19 protein-coding genes and 1 pseudogene are annotated in these 19,228 nt (G+C 67.2%); 12 read left to right on the top strand and 8 right to left on the bottom strand.

Translation table 11 applies throughout. The annotated features are described in order from the left end of the window. Window positions 1–29 precede the first annotated feature (29 nt). From bioB to ACFXIV_RS40050, 3 genes are all read left to right on the top strand, one after another. A complete protein-coding gene (gene bioB / locus ACFXIV_RS40040; protein ID WP_379401706.1) occupies window positions 30–1,067 on the top strand; it encodes a biotin synthase BioB in 1,038 nt (345 codons plus the stop codon). Between the two features lie 101 nt (window positions 1,068–1,168). Further along, window positions 1,169–1,384: a hypothetical protein gene (locus ACFXIV_RS40045; RefSeq protein WP_354843205.1), complete on the top strand. Its 216-nt coding sequence runs from the start codon at window positions 1,169–1,171 to the stop codon at window positions 1,382–1,384. Then, window positions 1,384–2,100 carry a DUF2567 domain-containing protein gene (locus tag ACFXIV_RS40050; RefSeq protein ID WP_379401707.1) on the top strand — a complete coding sequence of 239 codons (717 nt, stop codon included), beginning with the start codon at window positions 1,384–1,386 and terminating at the stop codon, window positions 2,098–2,100. Before ACFXIV_RS40045 ends, ACFXIV_RS40050 begins: the two co-directional genes overlap by 1 nt. A 261-nt stretch (window positions 2,101–2,361) precedes the next feature. Here ACFXIV_RS40050 and ACFXIV_RS40055 read toward each other — a convergent pair whose 3' ends face one another. The 3 genes from ACFXIV_RS40055 to ACFXIV_RS40065 form a co-directional block, all read right to left on the bottom strand. Then, window positions 2,362–2,943, bottom strand: coding sequence for a carboxymuconolactone decarboxylase family protein (locus ACFXIV_RS40055; protein ID WP_379401708.1), 582 nt, complete (start codon window positions 2,941–2,943; stop codon window positions 2,362–2,364). Further along, complete coding sequence (locus ACFXIV_RS40060) at window positions 2,943–3,260, bottom strand: hypothetical protein (RefSeq protein WP_379401709.1); 318 nt, start codon at window positions 3,258–3,260, stop codon at window positions 2,943–2,945. Before ACFXIV_RS40060 ends, ACFXIV_RS40055 begins: the two co-directional genes overlap by 1 nt. A gap of 103 nt (window positions 3,261–3,363) precedes the next feature. Continuing rightward, complete coding sequence (locus tag ACFXIV_RS40065) at window positions 3,364–4,347, bottom strand: alpha/beta fold hydrolase (protein WP_379401710.1); 984 nt, start codon at window positions 4,345–4,347, stop codon at window positions 3,364–3,366. Between the two features lie 69 nt (window positions 4,348–4,416). On the opposite strand from ACFXIV_RS40065, the gene ACFXIV_RS40070 reads away from it, so the two are divergent. Together ACFXIV_RS40070 and ACFXIV_RS40075 are read left to right on the top strand one after the other, a co-directional pair. Then, window positions 4,417–5,280 (top strand): helix-turn-helix domain-containing protein, encoded by an 864-nt coding sequence (locus ACFXIV_RS40070; RefSeq protein ID WP_379401711.1) that lies wholly within the window; start codon window positions 4,417–4,419, stop codon window positions 5,278–5,280. Window positions 5,281–5,287: 7 nt separating this feature from the next. After that, window positions 5,288–5,809, top strand: coding sequence for a hypothetical protein (locus ACFXIV_RS40075; protein ID WP_379401712.1), 522 nt, complete (start codon window positions 5,288–5,290; stop codon window positions 5,807–5,809). A 6-nt stretch (window positions 5,810–5,815) separates the two neighbouring features. Here the strand turns inward: ACFXIV_RS40075 and ACFXIV_RS40080 are convergent, their stop codons facing one another. The 5 genes from ACFXIV_RS40080 to ACFXIV_RS40100 form a co-directional block, all read right to left on the bottom strand. Then, window positions 5,816–6,304 (bottom strand): nucleotidyltransferase domain-containing protein, encoded by a 489-nt coding sequence (locus tag ACFXIV_RS40080; RefSeq protein WP_379401713.1) that lies wholly within the window; start codon window positions 6,302–6,304, stop codon window positions 5,816–5,818. Between the two features lie 82 nt (window positions 6,305–6,386). Next, window positions 6,387–8,708, bottom strand: a complete 2,322-nt coding sequence (hypF, locus tag ACFXIV_RS40085; protein ID WP_379401714.1) for a carbamoyltransferase HypF — start codon at window positions 8,706–8,708, stop codon at window positions 6,387–6,389. A 9-nt stretch (window positions 8,709–8,717) separates the two neighbouring features. Beyond that, the gene (gene hypE / locus ACFXIV_RS40090) at window positions 8,718–9,734 is read right to left on the bottom strand and encodes a hydrogenase expression/formation protein HypE (RefSeq protein ID WP_379401715.1); all 1,017 of its coding nucleotides are present in this window, start codon (window positions 9,732–9,734) and stop codon (window positions 8,718–8,720) included. Continuing rightward, on the bottom strand, window positions 9,731–10,315 hold the full coding sequence (locus tag ACFXIV_RS40095) for a cysteine hydrolase (protein WP_379401716.1): 585 nt from the start codon (window positions 10,313–10,315) through the stop codon (window positions 9,731–9,733). The genes hypE and ACFXIV_RS40095 overlap by 4 nt, the downstream gene beginning before the upstream one ends. Window positions 10,316–10,332: 17 nt before the next feature. Then, window positions 10,333–11,304 carry a hypothetical protein gene (locus ACFXIV_RS40100; RefSeq protein WP_379421419.1) on the bottom strand — a complete coding sequence of 324 codons (972 nt, stop codon included), beginning with the start codon at window positions 11,302–11,304 and terminating at the stop codon, window positions 10,333–10,335. A 424-nt stretch (window positions 11,305–11,728) separates the two neighbouring features. Here ACFXIV_RS40100 and ACFXIV_RS40105 point away from each other — a divergent pair, with 424 nt between their 5' ends. The 7 genes and pseudogenes from ACFXIV_RS40105 to ACFXIV_RS40135 all read left to right on the top strand — a co-directional run. Further along, window positions 11,729–12,799: a hydroxymethylglutaryl-CoA reductase gene (locus tag ACFXIV_RS40105; RefSeq protein ID WP_379401718.1), complete on the top strand. Its 1,071-nt coding sequence runs from the start codon at window positions 11,729–11,731 to the stop codon at window positions 12,797–12,799. A 4-nt stretch (window positions 12,800–12,803) separates the two neighbouring features. Continuing rightward, complete coding sequence (locus ACFXIV_RS40110; RefSeq protein ID WP_379401719.1) at window positions 12,804–13,985, top strand: hydroxymethylglutaryl-CoA synthase; 1,182 nt, start codon at window positions 12,804–12,806, stop codon at window positions 13,983–13,985. Between the two features lie 2 nt (window positions 13,986–13,987). Next, entirely contained in the window at window positions 13,988–14,953 is a 966-nt protein-coding gene (gene mvk, locus ACFXIV_RS40115) for a mevalonate kinase (protein WP_379401720.1), read from the top strand. Beyond that, window positions 14,950–15,951: a diphosphomevalonate decarboxylase gene (gene mvaD, locus ACFXIV_RS40120; RefSeq protein ID WP_379401721.1), complete on the top strand. Its 1,002-nt coding sequence runs from the start codon at window positions 14,950–14,952 to the stop codon at window positions 15,949–15,951. Before mvk ends, mvaD begins: the two co-directional genes overlap by 4 nt. Continuing rightward, the gene (locus ACFXIV_RS40125) at window positions 15,948–17,060 is read left to right on the top strand and encodes a phosphomevalonate kinase (protein WP_379401722.1); all 1,113 of its coding nucleotides are present in this window, start codon (window positions 15,948–15,950) and stop codon (window positions 17,058–17,060) included. The genes mvaD and ACFXIV_RS40125 overlap by 4 nt, the downstream gene beginning before the upstream one ends. Then, window positions 17,057–18,172: a type 2 isopentenyl-diphosphate Delta-isomerase gene (fni, locus tag ACFXIV_RS40130; protein ID WP_379401724.1), complete on the top strand. Its 1,116-nt coding sequence runs from the start codon at window positions 17,057–17,059 to the stop codon at window positions 18,170–18,172. Before ACFXIV_RS40125 ends, fni begins: the two co-directional genes overlap by 4 nt. Window positions 18,173–18,371: 199 nt before the next feature. Next, window positions 18,372–19,228 (top strand): annotated as a pseudogene (locus ACFXIV_RS40135) (Fe-S oxidoreductase); the annotation flags it as partial.

Below are 19,228 nucleotides of genomic sequence, written 5' to 3' on the forward strand. Positions count from 1 at the left end.
ATCGGTCGGATGAAGGGATTCGCGCGGACATGACTCAGGCAGCCGTCACCACCGATGCTGTGACCACAGCAGGCGATGACATTCTCGCCATCGCCCGCGAGCAGGTGCTCGAGCGCGGCGTCGGCCTGACCCAGGACCAGACCCTCGAGGTGCTGCGCCTCGGCGACGACCGGCTCGAGGAGCTGCTCGGCCTGGCGCACGACGTGCGCATGAAGTGGTGCGGGCCCGAGGTCGAGGTCGAGGGCATCATCTCGCTCAAGACCGGCGGCTGCCCGGAGGACTGCCACTTCTGTTCGCAGTCCGGCCTTTTCCAGTCCCCGGTGCGCGCGGCGTGGCTGGACATCCCGTCGCTGGTGGAGGCCGCCAAGCAGACCGCCAAGACCGGCGCCACCGAGTTCTGCATCGTGGCCGCGGTGCGCGGTCCGGACGAGCGGCTGATGGCGCAGGTCGCCGCGGGCGTCGAGGCCATTCGCAACGAGGTCGACATCCAGGTCGCCTGCTCGCTCGGCATGCTCAACCAGGCGCAGGTGGATCAGCTGGCCGCCATGGGCGTGCACCGCTACAACCACAACCTCGAGACCGCGCGCTCGCACTTCCCGAACGTGGTCACCACCCACACCTACGACGAGCGCTGGGACACCCTGCGCATGGTGCGCGAGGCGGGCATGGAGGTCTGCTCCGGCGGCATCCTCGGCATGGGTGAATCCCTGGAGCAGCGCGCCGAATTCGCCTCGCAGCTGGCCGAACTGGAGCCCGACGAGGTTCCGCTGAACTTCCTCAACCCGCGCCCGGGCACCCCCTTCGGCGACCTCGAGGTGCTGCCCGCCGCCGACGCCCTGCGCGCCGTCGCGGCCTTCCGACTGGCCCTCCCGCGCACCATCCTGCGTTTCGCGGGCGGCCGTGAGATCACCCTCGGCGACCTGGGCGCCAAGCAGGGCATCCTCGGTGGTATCAACGCCGTCATCGTCGGCAACTACCTGACCACCCTGGGCCGTCCCGCCGAGGCCGACATCGATCTGCTCGGTGAGCTCAAGATGCCGATCAAGGCGCTCAACGAAACCCTCTGAGACGAGCGGGCTATGGAAAACCGGTACCGTGGCGGTACGGTCTCTCCGGCCCGCTTTACCGTGCACTGCTATTGAGACACGAAGGATCCATCGAGGTGATCGTGGACATCGAGGAGCGCTACAACCCTTTCACGGGTAAGCGGATCGTGCCGGGTCTGGATGATCCGGTTCCCGCGGCCGCCGCTCTGGGCCTCGAGCCCCCGCGCTTCTGCGAACAGTGCGGCCGCCGCATGATCGTGCAGGTCAGCCCCGACGGCTGGTGGGCGAAATGCTCCCGCCACGGTGTTCTCGACTCCACGAGCCTGGAACACCGCTAGTGGCAACCACACTCACCGCCGAGCCGGGCGGACTACGCGTCGACGTACTGATGCGGGAAGTGCGCGCGGCGGCGGTGGTGTGCACCGTCCTCGTCGCGGTGAGCGCCCTGGCCGGGGTGGTGTGGGCGTTCCTCGCTCCCGCCGAGCAGCTGCTGGTGGTCGAAACCGACCGCGGCACCGCCCTCACCGGCGAGAGCATGCATCGTTTCGATGCCTTCGCCATTTTCGTGCTGATCGGCATCGTGCTCGGTGTCCTCGGCACGGCCGCGTCCTGGCGCTGGCGCCGGGCACGGGGGCCCGTGCTGCTGTCGGGCATTCTGCTCGGCTCGCTGGGCGGCGCCCTCCTGATGAAGGTGGTGGGGGAGGCCGTCGCCGACCAGTTGCACACCCGCCCCCAGCATCCCGCCCTCCACACCATCGTGAATTTCGCTCCCGCCGTGGAGGGTTGGGCCGCGCTGATCGCCCAGCCGCTGGCCGCGGCCGTGGTGGCGCTCCTGCTGACCGCCCTCAGCACCTCCGACGATCTCGGTAGCGGCCAATTCCTCCCGTTCGGCGGCAGCCGCCCCGATCCGGCCGTGCTCGCCGGGCCCCAGTACGGTTCCGCCATCACCTACGGTCCGTACCCAGGCGGCGCGCAGCAGGCCATGGGCGTGCGAGAACCCGTGGTGCCCTTCGACGCTCCCGGTTCGCTGCCGGATTCCGGCGCCACCCGCTGACCCTGGCTCCGGCAATATTCGCTGGAGCCCGGGCGTTGTACCCCCTACCGTGTTCGCGTCCACGGATTCGAATCACCCAGGGGGGACCCATGAAGCCCGCACCTGCCGATAGTGCCGGCTCGGCACCGGCGGAACGCCCCGACCTCACCGCGTGGCGTCAGCGTCACGAACTCCGCAGATCCAATGCGTCCCAACCGATCCCGAGCGGCCGCCGTTACAAGCGCACCACCAAACACCGTGATCGTTGCCAGGACCGATGATCTAGCGGTATCCGCGTTTGAGCAGGTACTCGGCACCCGCCCGGAAGGCCGCCGGGCTGAGGAGTGCGAAGTCGAAGGCGTCCGCGAGACGGTTGGTCGTGTTGAACGCTGCGCAGATCGCCAGGGCGTCCTCGATCTGCTGCGGTGTGACGCCGGCCGATAGCACGTTGCGCATGTCCGCGCTGGTCACCGCGCCCTCGCGCGTGAGTATGCCGAGCATCCGGAGGGTTGCCCGCAGACCGTCCTCGATCGGCGCCGAATCCACATCGGTCAGCACCGATCGGACACGGTCGTCATCCGCGTAGGCCTGGGCGGAGGTGGCGGTGTGCGCACCGATGCAGAAGTCGCATTCGTTGACCTTGGAGATATAGGCGGCCATCAGTTCCCGGTCGGCGACCGACCAGGCCGAGGGGCCGCGCATGGCCTCGTGCGTGAAGGTTTTCGCCGGGGCGCCATAGAAGTCGGGGCGGTAGAAGACCAGCTTGGCGGCATCGGGCACGGGCTGGCGGGAGAACAGTCTGATGAGGCCGAACAGGAGCTTGGTCGCCGGGCGGTAGCCGTCGTTGAGAACATCCGGGCGCATCAGGCGTCCTCCTCTGCGGCTGCCAGGGCGGCGAGCCCGGCCTCGTACAGCCGGGCCGACTGGCCGACCGCCGCGCAGACGACCAGCTCGAAGAGCTGATCCTGGCTGTAGCCCGCGGCCTCCGCGGCGGCGAAGTCCGCGTCGGCGGTCTGCGTCGGCCTGGTGGCGACCTTGTCGATGAGCTCGCGCAACGGGGGCGGAAGATCGGCATTGTGAAAGGCGCGGGCGCGCAGGTCTTCCGGCGCCGCGCCCGTCCCGTTCAGCACCCGGTCCACCAGGGCGCGGTGTGCTGCTCGCTTCCTGTCCTCGGTTGCCACGACCGCCTCCGTCGGCTCAGCTACCTGCCTTTCCCTGTGACCACCATAGGCCCGCGCTCGATCCCGACGCCGCGTGGTCCTCTCCTGACGGTTTCGGGGCCGCTCACGAGGCGTGAATCCTGGTGAAGGGCAACAGGATTGCGGCGGTGCGCGAGGGGTTCTCGATGAAGGGGGAGTGTCCTGCGTCGGGGATGGTGGTTACTGTCGCACCGGGGACGCTGCGGTATTCGTCCGTGGCGGTGTCGGGGCGCCAGCGGCGATCCTGGTCGCCGAAGATCACCAGGAGGGGTTTGCCGAGGTCGGTGAGGCGGTCCGGGAGGGTGCGCCGGGTGATGTAGTCGGTGCTGGCGGCGTCGGTCGCGATGAGAGCGTGGTAGGTCATGCCGCGCAGGTCGTCGACGAACTGCTGGGGTATCGGGTAGGTGTCGGTGGCGAAGGCGCTGTGCAGGGCCTGACGCAGGAGGTCGTCGGTGCGAACCTGCCAGAGCAGGTCGCCGACGCCGGGGGTGGTGAGCAGTTGGGAGGCCGGGCTTTCGGAGGTGTCGTCGCTCATGGCGGGGCCGGCGTCGATCAGGGCCAGGCCGGTCACCAGATCGGGGCGTTGTTCGGCGACCGAGGTGGCGACCGCGCCACCGGTGGAGTGGCCGACGACGAGCGCGTGCCGGATGCCGAGCTGGTCCAGCACACCGGCGACCCGATGTCCTTGTTGCGGAATCGAATACTCGTCACCCACGGGTTTGGCGGATCCGCCGTGGCCGAGCAGGTCGACGCGAATGACGTGATAGCCGGGCAGCAGTGGAGTCAGCCGGTCCCACCAGTGGGCGGAGGCGCCGAGGCCGTGGATCAATACCAGGGCCGGATCGCCGGTGGGACCGTCCTGGCTGACATGGATGTCCTGGCCGTCGATGGTCAGCGTCGAATCGCCGGTGGCCGCGGCGCTCTGCGGTGCCGTCACCGCTGCGCTGCCGAGCACGAGCATCGCGCCGACGACAGCAGCGGCTATCGGGCGGCGCGGGCCGCGTTTCCGGGCGCGGCGCCCGGCCTGCGCTGGCTGCGAATGGTCGGGGAGTAGAGCTGAAGAATTCACGCACTAACTGTCGCCGTCGCCGCTACCTCCCGGCTTGAACAAATGTTCCGCGGCCTTCACCATGAAGGCGTGCGCGTCACCGCACCCGAACCTGTCTGGGATGTCGTCTGCCCCTCGCGGCCCGGCCGGCTCCCCGGCATCCGCATGGCCGGGTTCCGCGATCACGGGGTGAATCCTGTTGACCAGCTGGCGCTGCCGCATCCCGACATCACCCTGCTGCTGGAGTTCGGCCCCGGCGCGGTCACCGTCGACGACGCTGCAGGCCGCTGCGGGGGCAGCCTGGTCGGCGGGCTCGGGACCGGCACCCGGCGCGTGCGCGGCGCGCAGATCGAATGCGTGCAGGTGCGCCTGTCTCCCCTGATCGCGGGTCCGCTCCTGGGCGTCTCCCTCGCCGAATTATCCGATGCCCTGGTGCCTTTGGACGCCCTGTGGGGTCGCGAGTCCGCGCTCATCCGCGAACAACTGGCCGAAACCCCGTCGTGGGACCAACGTTTCGCACTGATCGAGGCCCTGCTCGCCCGCCGCTACGCGGACGCGCCATCGGCCGACCCGGAGGTGGTCTGGGCCTGGCGCCGCATCCGCTCCGGTCGCGGCCTGGTCCGGGTCGACGCCCTCGCCGACGAACTCGGCTGGACCCGCAAACGCCTGTGGTCCCGATTCCAGACCCAACTCGGCCTGCCCCCCAAACGAGCCGCCACCCTGATCCGCTTCGACCACGCCGTCCACCGCCTCGCCGCCGGCACCGACCCGGCCCGCGTCGCCGCCGAATCCGGCTACGCCGACCAATCCCACCTCCACCGCGACATAGTCGCCTTCTCCGGCATCACCCCCACCGCCGTCGCCGTAACCTCCTGGCTCGCCGTCGACGACATCGCCTGGCCGACCGCTGGGATGACGAGCATACCCACCGCATCATGGGTCGATGCGACATGATGATCGGATGCAGATCCTGGGTTCTCATCCGATTGTGGATGCCGTGCTCGATCAGCATCGGCGGGAGATCGGTGATTCCTTGCCGGTGTACCGGAATCATGTGCTGCGCTGTTTGAACTATCAGCAGTTGTTGCTGGGGGAGGCGGTGCCGGATGTCGCGGCGCTGGCGTGGGCGGTGCACGATCTGGGGATCTGGACGGGGGGAAGCTGGGACTATTTGGATGCGTCGGCGGATCTGGTGGGCGGTCACGCTGCTGAATTCGGTATCGGCGATATCGAGACTGCACGTCGGATGGTGCTCGAGCATCATCGCCTTCGCGGCGTCGACGATCGGTTGGCCGAGACCTTCCGCATCGCCGACCGTATCGATGTGACACGCGGGCTGCTTCATCGACCGGTGACCCCGGCCGAGGTGAAAGCTGTTGTCGCACAGTTGCCCTATGTCGGATTCCACGCATTCCTGGCCCGGCAAGCCGCCCGGTATGCGCTGACCCATCCGACGCGCCCGATGCCCATGGTCCGCTGGTAGTTCCGGCTATCGGTGCGAGTCGGGGATGGCTAAGCCGAATTTGGCGGCGAGGGCCTGGACGTCGGCGCGGTCTTTGGGGGCGGGCGGGTACGCGGTTTTGAAGGTGAACATCCAAGGGGCCGCGATGCAGTCGACCTTTTCGCCGTCGATGGTGCCGGTGCCGGTCAGGGAATCGGCGGGATATTCGATGCCGTAGGTGACACGACCGTCGGCGTCGTGGTCGAACACGTGAATGTCGACCGAGGTGTCCGGGCCCTTGGACATGACGTAGTTCCACGCCGTGCGGTCCGGCCGGGGGTCGGCGAGATAGCCCATCCCCGTGAGGATTTCGCGCACCCGATCGGCCTGGCCGCGGCGCACCGCGATATCCAGGTCGCTGTGCGGGCGGGTCTGCTCGCCCAGCAGCGCGTCCACGCACCAGCCGCCGTCGATCCAGATCGTGATGCCGGCCCGGGCGCAGGCCCGGTGCAGGTCGAGGACGTCGGCTGCTTCCATGGCGGTCAGCGTAGGGCAGTGCGGTCGGTGCAGGACGGGTATCAGCTCGGCGGGCGCGAGTCCACCAACTACACCTCGGCCCTCACCCGACCCGTCCGTTCCCGAGGGCGCGCCGGTGGTCCGCGACAAGCAGCTGGCCGAGGGCTATGCCTCCGTCGTTCGGGGGGACGTGGCGGTGGCTGTAGACGTCGAATCCGTCGCGCTCGAGGATCGTGAGGGAGTTGACCAGGAGGAATTCGTTGAGGAATACGCCGCCGGAGAGGACGACCTGCCGGATGCCGGTGGCACGGGAGATCTCGCGGCATTGCCGCCGGACCATGGTGACCACACCGGAATGGAACCGACGGCTGATCTGCGGGAGCGGCAGGCCGGCGGCGAGGTCCGCGGCGATCGCGCGGATCACCGGTCCGAAGTCGACTTCGGTTGTGGTGTAGTCGAACTCGTATCCGTCGGCCATGGCGAGGTCACGCTCGAGCAGGCCCTCCAACTCGATCGGGCCCTGGGCCTCGTACTCGGCGTAGCAGCAGATATCCAGGAGGGCGGCCACGCCGTCGAAGAGCCGGCCCATGCTCGATACCTCGGGCGAATTGATTCCTTGCGCTCGCATCGTCGAATACACGTGCCGGCGATCCGGCTCGAGCCGGCCGATCGCCGGGAACGCCTTGACGGCCGTGTCGATATCGCCGAATGCGTCCAGGGCGACCGATACCCCGGTTCGAATCGGTTCGTGCACCGCTCGGTCACCGCCGATCAGTGCCAGACGTCGCAAATGCGTTGCCCGATCGAACTTTTCGAAGCCGCCCACCAGGAATTCCCCGCCCCAGATGGTGCCGTCGGTGCCGTAGCCGGCTCCGTCGAACACCACACCGATGGCCTGTCCGGTGAGCCGATTCTCCGCCATGCACGCGGCCATATGAGCGTGATGATGCTGGACGAACACGGGATCGCCCGGTTCGCCGATGCCCTCGTGCGCACTGCTGGAGCGGAACTGCGGGTGCATGTCGTAGACACCCGCCGCGGGCTCCAGATCATAGAGCGACGCCAGGTGTGCCGCCGTCTTGCGATGAGCGGCAAAGGTTTCGTCGTTCTTCAGGTCGCCGATGTGCTGGCTCAGGAAGACCCGGGAACCGGCGGAGAGGGCCACCGTCGTCTTGAGTTCGGCGCCATAGGCGACGAGCGGAGCCAGCGGACGACCGACGTCCACCGGATAGGGCGCATACCCGCGCGCTCTGCGCAGGAACGTCACCAGGGGCCCGTCCAACTCGGCGTGGGCGGACAACCGGACCACGGAATCGTCGACCCGGATCTCGATTTCACGGTCGTGGTAGAGGATCACGTCGGCGATCTCGAAAAGCTGTCGGAGCGCATCCTCGTTGCGATGGACTATCGGATAGCCGGAGATGTTTCCACTCGTCATGATCACCGTGTCCAGACCGGATTCGTCCAGCAGCAGGTGATGATGCGGTGCCGAGGGCAGCATCAGGCCCAGATTCGGATTCCTCGGGGCGACGCTTTCCGGGAGCGCGCCGGAACGCTTGCGCGCCAACAGGATCGGCCGCGCGGGCGACCGCAGCAGTGCTTCCTCCGCTGCGGACAGTTCCACGATCCGATGGGCGGTGGCCAGATCCCGAACCATGACGGCGAAGGGTTTCGAATCCCGGCGTTTGCGCTCGCGGAGCACGGCCACCGACTCGGCGCGGCACGCATCCACGGCGAGGTGGAAGCCCCCGACACTCTTGATGGCCGCGACCCGCCCCGCCGTCAATTCCCGTGCGCACCGGCGCAATGCGTCCTCGCCCTCGAGGACCGCTCCCTGCCGGTCGGCGAGGAACAGACGAGGTCCGCAGTCCGCACAGGCATTGGGCTGTGCGTGAAAGCGCCGGCTCATCGGATCCCGATACTCGCGGTCGCACCTCTGGCACATGGTGAACGAGCGCATCGTGGTCTGCGACCGGTCGTACGGAAGTCCGCGAATGATCGAATACCGTGGACCGCAGTTCGTGCAGTTGATGAACGGGTACCGGTAACGGCGATCGGCCGGATCGCGCAACTCGGCCAGACAGTCGGCACACACATGCGTATCCGCGGGCACCAGAGCGACTTTCGCTCCGCTGTGCGCACTGTGCACGATCTCGAAATCGGTGGCCGCCGACCGCCCCGCCGATCTGCTGAGAGCTACCACCCCGTCGACGCGGGCCAACTCCGGAGCCTTGCTCGCCAATTCCTCGCTGAAGCGTCGCAGCACGGACTCGTGGCCGCTCGCCTCGATGAGCACGCCCTCGGGATCGTTGCGAACCCATCCGGCCAAGTGCCTTTCACGGGCGAGCTTGTAGACGAACGGGCGATAGCCCACGCCCTGAACGACGCCGGTAACCCTGATTTTCCAGGTCGCATGTTCGGTCATGACATCGGTTCAACACAGCCGGGGCAGCTCGGCGCCGCGGAGAGGTTGCAGTGTGGATTCGCGGCCGGCGGAATCCCGGAGAACGACCACCGCGCCATCGAGTGCGGTCACTTCGCCGATCGCCACGGCGTGCCGGCCGTACTCGTGCGCGTGGAGCGCGGCGAGCACCTGATCGGTCGCCTCGGGATCGATGAAGATCGCCACACAGCCCTCGTTGGCACAGTGCAGTGGATTGATCCCCAGCATGTCCGCAGCCATCGCGGTCTCGTGCTGGATGGGCAATGCCGGAGCCTCGATCCGGATTGTCTTGTCCAACTTGCCCGCGTACTCGTGCAGCACCGCCGCGAGTCCGCCGCGGGTGACATCGCGCATCGAGCGAATCGATCCGGTCGGCACCGCGGCGAAAACGCCGTCGATCATGGTGTTGAGGGGTGCGCAATCGCTGAGGACCCGGCTTTCGAAGCCGAGACCCTCCCTGATCGACAGCAGATGCACAGTGTGATTACCGAGGGGACCGGACAGGATGACCGCATCCCCGGGGCGCACGGCGTCCATCCGAAGCGGCTCCCGGCCGAAGAAACCGACCCCACTTGTGTTGAGGTACAACTGATCCGCTTCCCCGGCACGCACGACCTTCGTATCGCCGCACACGATCTGCACGCCGGCTTCGCGAGCAGTGTCCCTGATGGAGGTCAGCACTCGGGACAGGCGGTCGAACGGCAGTCCCGTCTCGAGGATCATTCCGAGCGTGAGATACCGCGGAGCCGCTCCCGAGACCGCGAGATCGTTGACGGTTCCGCACACCGCGATCTTTCCGATGTCGCCATTGCCGAAGAACGGAGGGTCGACCACGAAGCTGTCCGTGGTCATCGCGATACGGCTGCCCTCCACCGCGAGGACGGCACTGTCCTCCATCTCGCCCACATAGACGTCGCCCAAGGTCTCCGCGATGAATGCCACGAGTTCGCTCGACAGTGTCGCGCCGGTGCCGTGGTCGAGTTGGATCTGCTGGGTTGCGAGGGTCACGGTGTCTTGGTCTCCTTCCGGGGGAGACCGCCGTTCTCATCGATCGTCCGCAGAATCTCCTCGGAATCGGCGACCGTGGCGCAGTAGCCCTCGAGCCATTCGAGTGCGCGCTGCCGATCGGCTTCGACAGCGGAGAATACGCAGTCGCTGGGCACGCCGACAATGTATCCGCGGAAGAATGCGTCGGCCGCCGTCGTCTGAATGCAGATCTGGGTTTGCAGACCGATGAGAATCAGGGTCTCGACCCCGATTGCCTGGAGCCGTTCGTGCAGATCGGTCTCGTAGAATCCGCTGTCCTTGCTCCGCTCCTGAACGATATCGTCCGGCTCGAGGAAGTCCCGGATCACCTCGGCGCCCGCCGTGCCGCGCAGCGCGGGGACACGGCCGTCGTACCGCTCGGCGAGGGGATCGTCGGGTTCGTTGATGAGCTGCAGGTGAAAGACGGGATAGCCGCGTTTCCGCAGATCGGACAAGAATCCCGCCACATGTGCGGTCGCCGCGGCGATCGCCGCCCGACGTTCCGGATTCTTTCCGACGATATCGTACTGCAAGCCGCTCGTGAGGACTGCAATCTTTGACATGTCGACTACTCCAGTAATTAGTTGTTCTGCGTCGCGCCCGGGCGATTTTGCAGATCCTGGGCGATATTCGACCAATTGACCGCGCATTGATACGCGAATTCGATGATGTGGTCCCGGGTATGCGGGAGCATGGCGTCGGCTATTTTCTCGATATCGGTGCTCTTCACCGCGTGCTGATGCATCCAGCGCAGGAGGTCGCGGCCGCTGGCGCTCATACGCAGCGCCGGGTCCCGGGCCAGCAGGGCCAGCAGGGCGCCGAGATCCGCCGGCTTCTCGGGAGGCGAAGGGGGTGTCAGCCGATCGGGGGTGTCCGAGAGTTTGCTCTCCGACTCCGGTGGGGTACGGGGAGTTCTGTTTTCGTTCGAATGAACGAGCGGATCCTCCCCGCGTTCGAGCCGGGCGCGAACATCGCGAACGGTGGACGGGGACAAGCCGACTTCTTGAGCGATGCTGCGCAGGGATGCGTCCGGGCGCGCCAGGATCAGCTCGGCTGCGGTGCGCCGGGCCGATTTGGTGTCGACGGGTCGTAGGCGGCCATCACTTCCCAGGCGATGGCTCGATCGCGAATCGTCGTCGATCCGGCCGCGGATCGATGCCACGGTCTTCGCGGACAGGCCGGCGGTGGTCGCGATCGAACGATCCGACCAGTGCGGATGCGTCCGCATGATGCGTTCCGCGGCAGCGCGCCGATCGCTCAGGGACAGCGGCAGGCCGTGGGTTGTGTTTTCGCGTACCCCGACGATGAATGCGAGTTCCTCGGAACCGTCCACCAGATATGCATCAATATGTGTGAATCCCTTCAGTCGCGCGGCGAATGTGCGGTGAAATCCATCGATGACCCGCATTGTGGGCCGATGAACGAGAATGGGCGGCAAAGGCCACTCGGCCTCGACCAACCTTTCGATGTGCGAATGATCCTCACCCTCGGATCTCGGGGAGCCGATAGTAACCAGCGATGCAATCTCTAAGGTTGTTCTGACGCGGTTCAATTTCGAGGAGTGCTCCAAATATGTAGTGCCCCTTGGTCTTACAGGGTCAGAATTCGAAAATTACCGCAGCCTCACCCTTCCGGCAAGAGGACTCGACCGGTCGGCATGGTTGTTGTGATCGCCCACCGTTCTGTGTGCCGTGAGAGTGTGTCGATCCACAGGCCGTGCGCCACTCCCTGGACTGTGCAACTGGGCGAAAGCCGCAGTTGCACAGCGTGATTCGAGCCATCGCTGCAGGACAGACGACCTGACGGGGTGTGGTTGGGTGCACTGTGCAGGCTCACAGTCGGATACGTCACTCGGTGGGATCGGCGACGTGCGCTCGGCCCTTGTCCCGAAGATCGACATGTGCGGTAATACCGTGGCCGACTTCGGTTTCCGTATATGTAAATCGCAATCACACAAATATGCTCGGGGAGATTCGATGTCCATGACCGGTACCGAGCGTGAAAAGGACGCGGCGGTCGTCCCGTTGCGCTGGGTGGGCCCGATCAAGATCACTGGCAATGTGGTGGACGAACCGATCGAGGTCCCGCTGGCCACCTACGAGTCACCGCTGTGGCCGTCGGTGGCGCGCGGCGCCAAGATCACCAGGCGTTGCGACCGCGGCGTCGTGTGCACGCTCGTCGACGAACGGATGACCCGGTCGGTCCTGCTCGAGGCCGACGACGCCGGTGCGGCACTGGCGGCGGTCCGCCGGCTCGGGGATTCCATGGGGGAGATGCGCCGGATCGTCGCCGACTGCAGCCGCTATGCCGAACTCCTGGATGTCCGGCACCAGATCGCCGGAAATCTGCTGTTCGTGCGATTCGAATTCGCTACCGGCGACGCTTCCGGCCACAATATGGCGACCCTGGCCGCCGATGCCCTTCTCGCGTACCTGGTGCGCGTATTCCCCGGTCTGCGTTACGAATCAGTGTCGGGGAACTTCTGCACGGACAAGAAGGCGTCCGCGGTGAACGGCATTCTCGGCCGCGGCAAGAACGTGGTGACCGAACTGCTGATCCCGCGTGCCGTGGTGGCGAACGATCTGCACACGACCGCGCGGCGGGTAGCGGCTCTCAATGTCCGCAAGAACCTGATCGGAACGAGTCTGGCGGGCGGAATCCGTTCCGCGAACGCGCATTACGCGAACATGTTGCTGGCGGTCTACCTGGCCACCGGCCAGGATGCGGCCAATATCGTCGAGGGCTCGCAGGGCATCACGCACGCCGAGGACCGCGATGGTGATCTCTATTTCTCGTGCACGCTGCCGAACATCATTGTCGGAACCGTCGGAAACGGAAAGGGACTGGATTTCGCCGCGGCGAATCTCGCCAGGTTGGGCTGCGGTGCGGACCGGGCGACGGGGGCGAACGCCCGCCGGCTCGCCGTGGTGACAGCGGCGGCGGTGCTGTGCGGCGAACTGTCGCTGCTGGCGGCCCAGACGAACGCCGGCGAACTGATGCGGACGCATCTGAATTTCGAACGCCCACCATCGGATAGAGAGAATTGACGTGGTGTCTCCTATTGGAATTCACGATATCGCGTTGGCGACCGGGCATTACGCGCTGGACCTCGAGGAGCTGGCGGAGCGGCACGGCGTCGACCCCGGCAAGTACACCATCGGTCTGGGGCAGAGCACGCAGACCGTCCCGGCGACGGACGAGGACATCGTCACCATGGCCGCCGCTGCGGCGAAGCAGATCATGGCCGAGCACGATGCCGGGGATATCCGCGCCGTCCTGCTCGCCACCGAAACCGGGATCGACCAGTCCAAAGCGGCCGCGATCCATGTGCAGGACCTGCTGGGCTTACCGTCCTCGACGCGGGCGGTGGAATTGAAGCAAGCGTGTTACGGGGGCACGTCGGCGCTGCACTTCGCGGCCGGACTCGTGCACCGCGACCCCGACCACAAGGTATTGGTGCTCGCCAGCGATATCGCGAAATACGATGTCGGTTCCGCCGGCGAGGCCACGCAGGGCGCGGCCGCCGTCGCCATGCTGGTGTCGGCGGACCCAGCTGTCGCGGTCCTCGAGCCCGTGTCGGGTCTGTACACCGCCAATGTGCAGGACTTCTGGCGACCCAACTACCGCTCGACACCGATGGTGGACGGCAAGCTGTCGGTCTCGTTGTATCTCGAAGCGGTGGAACAGGTTTGGAAGGACTACGAAGTCCGCGGCGGCCGGGCGATCCAGGATTTCGCGGCGTTCTGCTATCACCAGCCGTTCACCAGAATGGCCTACAAGGCCCACGCGCGGTTGCTGGAAATCCACGGTATCGACACCGATAGCGCGCGGCTGGACGCGGACCTCGCACATACCACTATCTACAATCGCCTTGTCGGCAACAGCTATACGGCCTCGCTGTACGTGGGCCTCATGTCGTTGCTCGACCACGCCGAGGACCTCGGCGGGCGCTCCGTCGGAATGCTGAGCTACGGATCGGGTTGTGTCGCGGAGTTTTTCGGATTGTCGATGGTGCCGGGATATCGGCGGCGACTGCGAACCTCGGCCAACCAGTCCGCCATCGCGCGACGGGAGCCGATCTCCTACGAAAGATATCGTGAGATAAGGGATTTCGAGTTGCCCGAGGACGGTTCATCGACGGTATTGGCGGTCGACGGGGCCGGACCGTTCCGTTTGCGGGCCGTTGCCGAGCATTCGCGAATGTACGAGGCATGTCACCTGATCCAGGCATGAGGATGGGTGCTGAACGGTCGGCGGACCCCACCCTCGGTCATGGCCGGGCTGTCGCCAAACTGATCCTGCTCGGTGAGCATGTGGTGCTCTACGGTCGTCCGGCGATCTCGCTGCCGGTGCCGCTCGTGGGGGTCACCGCCACCGCGCGCCGATCCAGGGGCCCGGTCACCGTGGAGTCGACGAACGCGGCAGGTCGGGGACCGGCTGCGGGGCCGGGCGATACCGCGGTGTCGCGGCTGGCGGTAGCGGCGGTCTGCCACCATCTCCGGGTTCCCGATGACGGCCTGGCCATCACCGTCGACAGCAATATCCCGAGCGGGCGGGGTCTGGGTTCGAGCGCGGCGATCGCGGCGGCCATCATCAGGGCGGTCGCCGATCTGTGGGATCGAAAGCTTTCCGACGAAACACTTTTCGCGCTGATTCAGGAATCGGAGGCGCTGGCGCACGGGAACGCCAGCGGTGTGGACGCGCGCACGGTGATCGGCTCGGCCGGGCCGCTCTGGTTCCAGGACGGGGTGGCGCGGCCACTTCCGGTGGCGCACAGCGCGGATCGAGCGGTCCTGGTGGTGGGCGACACCGGTGTGGCGGGCAGCACCCGAGAGGCGGTAGCGACCGCGCGCCGGCGACTGCACGCCCTCGGCGCGGCAGGTGAGGATCTGCTCGAGCGGGCCGGGCAGCTCACCCACGGTGCTGCCGAGGATCTGCGGCTCGGGCGGTTCGCCGAGCTGGGCGATGCCATGACCGGCGCACAGCGGATTCTGGTGCGATTGGGCGTCAGCTGCCCGGCCGTCGACGAGCTGGTGGCCGCCGCGCTGGCCGGGGGAGCTCTGGGCGCCAAACTCTCCGGCGGCGGACTCGGCGGCTGCGTCATCGCACTGACCACCGACGCCCCCGCCATCCGCGCGGCACTGCTCGCGGCGGGTGCCCAGCGCTGTCTCGAGGTTCCGTTGAATCCGGTGGACGTATGAATTCCGTTGCGGCGATCGCGCATCCGAATATCGCCCTGATCAAGTACTGGGGCAAGCGGGACGAGGTCCTGCACCTGCCCATGACCACCAGCCTGTCGCTGACCCTGCGGGAATTCCCGACCACGACCAGGGTCACGGTGGGGCCGGGCCCGACCGCCGACCGGGTGACCTTCGCCGGCGCCCCGGCACCCGAGGCATTCGCCGCGCCGGTCTCGCGGTTTCTCGAGCTGGTGCGCGAGCGGTCCGGCGACCGGCGGTACGCGGTGGTGGACACCGTGAACACGGTGCCGACCGGAGCCGGACTGGCCTCCTCGGCAGCGGGTTTCGCCGCACTGGCGCTGGCCGCCGCGACCGCCTACGGACTGGACCTGGATCGAGCGGCGCTGTCCCGGCTGGCGCGTCGCGGGTCCGGCAGTGCGGCACGCTCGGTCTTCGGTGGCTTCGCGGTGTGGTGGCGTGGGGTGGGTGCCGGCGCGGCCGGTGACCTGAGCAGCTTCGCCGAGCCGATCGAGGCGCCGCTGCTGGACCCGGCGCTGGTGGTGGCCCTGGTCGATACCCGCGAAAAGGCGGTTCCCAGTAGGGAAGCCATGCGGCGGACCATGGCCACGTCGCCGTTCTATCCGCCGTGGGTGGCGGAGTCCGGCCGAGACCTGGACCGCATGCGGGCGGCGCTGCGCGAGGGCGATCTGGCGACCGTCGGGGAGATCGCCGAGGCCAACGCCCTCGGGATGCATGCCACCATGCTCGGCGCCCGACCGGCCGTACGGTATTTCGCACCCGGCACATTGCGTGTGCTGGACCTCGTGCTGGAGTTGCGTGCCGCGGGCATCGGCGCCTGGGCCACGATGGACGCCGGTCCGAATGTGAAGGTGCTGTGCGATTCCCGCGACAGCGCCGTCGTCGCGGCGGCCGTCGCCGAGGTGGCCGGGGGAGTGGAGCGGATCGTGGTCACCACCGCCGGGCCCGGTGCCGCCGTCTCCGACAGCGGAGAACGATGATCACCGTTGCTGTTCCGGGCAAGCTGTACATCGTCGGCGAATACGCGGTCCTGGAGCCGGGCAGCGCGGCGGTGCTGGTCGGCATCGATCGCTACGTGCGCGTGCGCCTTACCCCGGTGAGCTCGAACGGTCCCGCTGTCCGGACGATCATGACCAGCCGCGCCCCCGGTCGTCCAACCGAATTCGTCTGCCGGGAAACGGGTTTCGAGCCCGTCTCGGTGAGGTCAGCCGAAGCGGCCGGGTTGTCCCATGTGCTGGCGGCCCTGGCCATCGTCGATCGTTACGCCGCCGAGTCAGGGCACGAGCCGGTGGGCTTCACCCTCGAAATCGACTCCCAACTGGATGATTCCGCCACCGGACGCAAATACGGGCTGGGGTCCTCCGGAGCGGTGACCGTCGCGGTGGTACGGGCTGTCGCCCGGGCCTACGGGTTGCCGCTGGATCCGGACATCGAGACGAAACTGGCTCTGCTGTCGGTGTTCTCGGTGGATCGCAACTGCTCCGGAGGTGATGTCGCGGCCTCGGCGCACGGCGGCTGGGTGTACTACCGGACCCCGGATCGCGCGGCCCTGACCGCGGCGCTGGCGCGGCCGGACACCGAACTCGGGGCGCTGATCCGGCGGCCGTGGAAACATCTGACGGTACAGTCGCTACCGCCCCCTCGCGAGCTGTCCCTGGAAGTGGGATGGGTTGGGCGACCAGCGGATTCGAGCGCGCTGGTCACGGCCATGAAACGGGCCGTCCGACACCATGGTTCGGCCTATCGGCAGTTCGTCACCGCCAGCGATCAGTGCGTCGAGCAGTTCGCGACGGCGTGCCGCTCCGGCGACGATCGAGCGGCCGAGCTCGCGCTGAGCACCGCCGGTCGCTTGCTGCGTGACCTGGCCGCGGTATCCGGTACCGCCATCGAGAGCCCCGAACTGTCTCGATTGCGCTCTCTGGCCGAGGAACTCGGTGCCGCGGCCAAGAGCTCCGGCGCGGGCGGCGGCGACTGCGGGATCGCCCTGATCGATCCCGCCCGCGCGCCGACCCTGCGGCAGCGCTGGCGAGCCGCCGGCATCGAACCGCTGAATCTCCGGGTACCCGAGAGGAAAGAGAGCATCAGATGAGCTATGCCAGCCGCAAGGACGATCATGTCCGCCTGGCCGTCGCGCAGCATCGCGAATCGATGGCCGGGCATCGCCCGTCTCCGTTCGATGAGGTCGCCTTCGTCCACCACGCCCTGCGGGGCACCGCGGAGCACGCCGTCTCGCTCGCCACCGAGGTGGGCGGCACGACGTGGCCGGTGCCGCTGTACATCAACGCGATGACCGGCGGCAGCGCCCGCACCGGCGAGGTGAATCGTGGGCTGGCCATCGCCGCGCGGGAGACCGGCTTGGCGATCGCGTCGGGTTCGATGAGCGCATACCTGGCAGACGGTTCGGTGGCCGAGACCTACCGGGTGCTGCGCGGCGAGAATCCGGACGGTTACGTCATCGCCAATGTCAACGCCAATGCCACACCGGAGATGGCGATGCGCGCGGTGGAGCTGTTGGGTGCAGACGCACTGCAGGTGCACGTCAATGCGATCCAGGAGATCGTGATGCCGGAGGGCGATCGGGACTTCTCGGCCTGGCCGCGCCATATCGCTCGCCTCACCGAGACGCTGGGCATACCGGTGATCGTGAAGGAGGTCGGGTTCGGAATCAGCGCCGACACGGTCACGCGGCTGGCCGAGCTCGGCGTGCGGATCGTCGACGTATCCGGCAATGGCGGAACGAATTTCGCGCTGATCGAGAATGCCCGGCGACGAGGAGCCGACTTCGGCCTGCCGGCCGACTGGGGCCTGTCCACCCCGGCCTGCCTGGTCGACGGAGCCGAAGCGGCCCTGACGAACGGTGTCACGCTGCTCGCCTCCGGCGGGGTGCGCACTCCACTCGATGTCGTTCGCGCCCTGGCGCTCGGCGCCCGCGCGGTGGGGGTATCCGGGCACTTCCTGACGATCCTCGAGTCCGAGGGTGTCGATGCGCTGATCGCGGCGATCACCGCGTGGCTCACGCAGATCCGGCAGCTCATGGTGGTGCTCGGCGCGGAAACCGTGCGCGCGCTGGCGGATGCCGACCTGCTGCTGACCGGCGGGCTCGCCGAGATCTGCCGACTGCGCGGCATCGACCCGGCCGCCTATGCCCGGCGCTCCCGGAATCCGCTGCGCCCCATCGTGCCGACGAGCCGGTTCCGCTGAGATGAGCGCGGTCGTATCGAATGAATTTGCGGCACACCATATCCGGCGCGCGTGGGGCGCCTCGATCCGCCGAGAATGCTGATACCCTACCCGCTGGTAACATAGATTGAGATTAGTTACCCGTGGGTAACTTAGCTCAGGTTATGATGCGACGAGCGCCGAGCGACACAGCGTCGCTTCGTGAATGAAAGGCCACTGCATGAGCCCCCTGCAAATAACGCTGGGCATCATCTCCATACTGGTCGGTGTGCCCGCGTGGGCCGGGTTCGTCTTGGCGGTGCGCAATATCGTGCGCACCATCCGGCTGGGGCAGCCGGCACCGGACCGGTTCGGGCCGTTTCTGCCCCGAATCGCCACCCTGGTCAAGGAATTCGCGGCGCACACCCGCATGGTGAAGTTCCGGACCGTCGGCTGGGCGCACTGGCTGGTCATGGTCGGCTTCCTGCTCGGGTTCGTCACCGTCTTCCAGGCGCAGGGGCAGATCTTCAGCCCCACCTTCACGTGGCCGTGGATCGGTGACACCCTCGTCTATCACCTGCTCGACGAGCTGCTGGGCCTGGGCACCATCGTCGGTGCGTTGGCGCTCATCATCATTCGGCAGGCCAACCACCCGCGGCGGCCCGCGCGGCTCTCGCGGTTCTCCGGCTCCAACTTCCTGGCGGCCTACTTCGTCGAGCTCATTGTGCTCGCCGAGGGCATCAGCATGGTCGGTGTGAAGGCACTGGTGCAGGCCTACACCGGTGAGCACCATGCCGCCAGCGACTTCGTCAGCATGAATATCGCCAAGCTGCTGCCCGCGAGCGCCGCGGCGGTCTCGGTCTTCGCGTTCTGCAAGCTGATGACGGCGCTGGTGTGGGTCGTGGTGGTCAGCCGCAATATCGACTGGGGTGTGGCGTGGCACCGGTTCGCCGCGTTCTTCAATATCTATTTCAAGCGTGAGGCCGATGGCGGCGTGGCGCTGGGTGCGGCCAAGCCGATGATGTCGAACGGCAAGCCGATCGAGATGGAGACCGCCGACCCGGACAACGACACCTTCGGTGTGGGTAGGTTCGAGGA

Origin of the sequence: Nocardia sp. NPDC059236, assembly GCF_042754085.1 — a bacterium.
In the GTDB taxonomy this organism is placed as follows: Bacteria; Actinomycetota; Actinomycetes; order Mycobacteriales; family Mycobacteriaceae; genus Nocardia.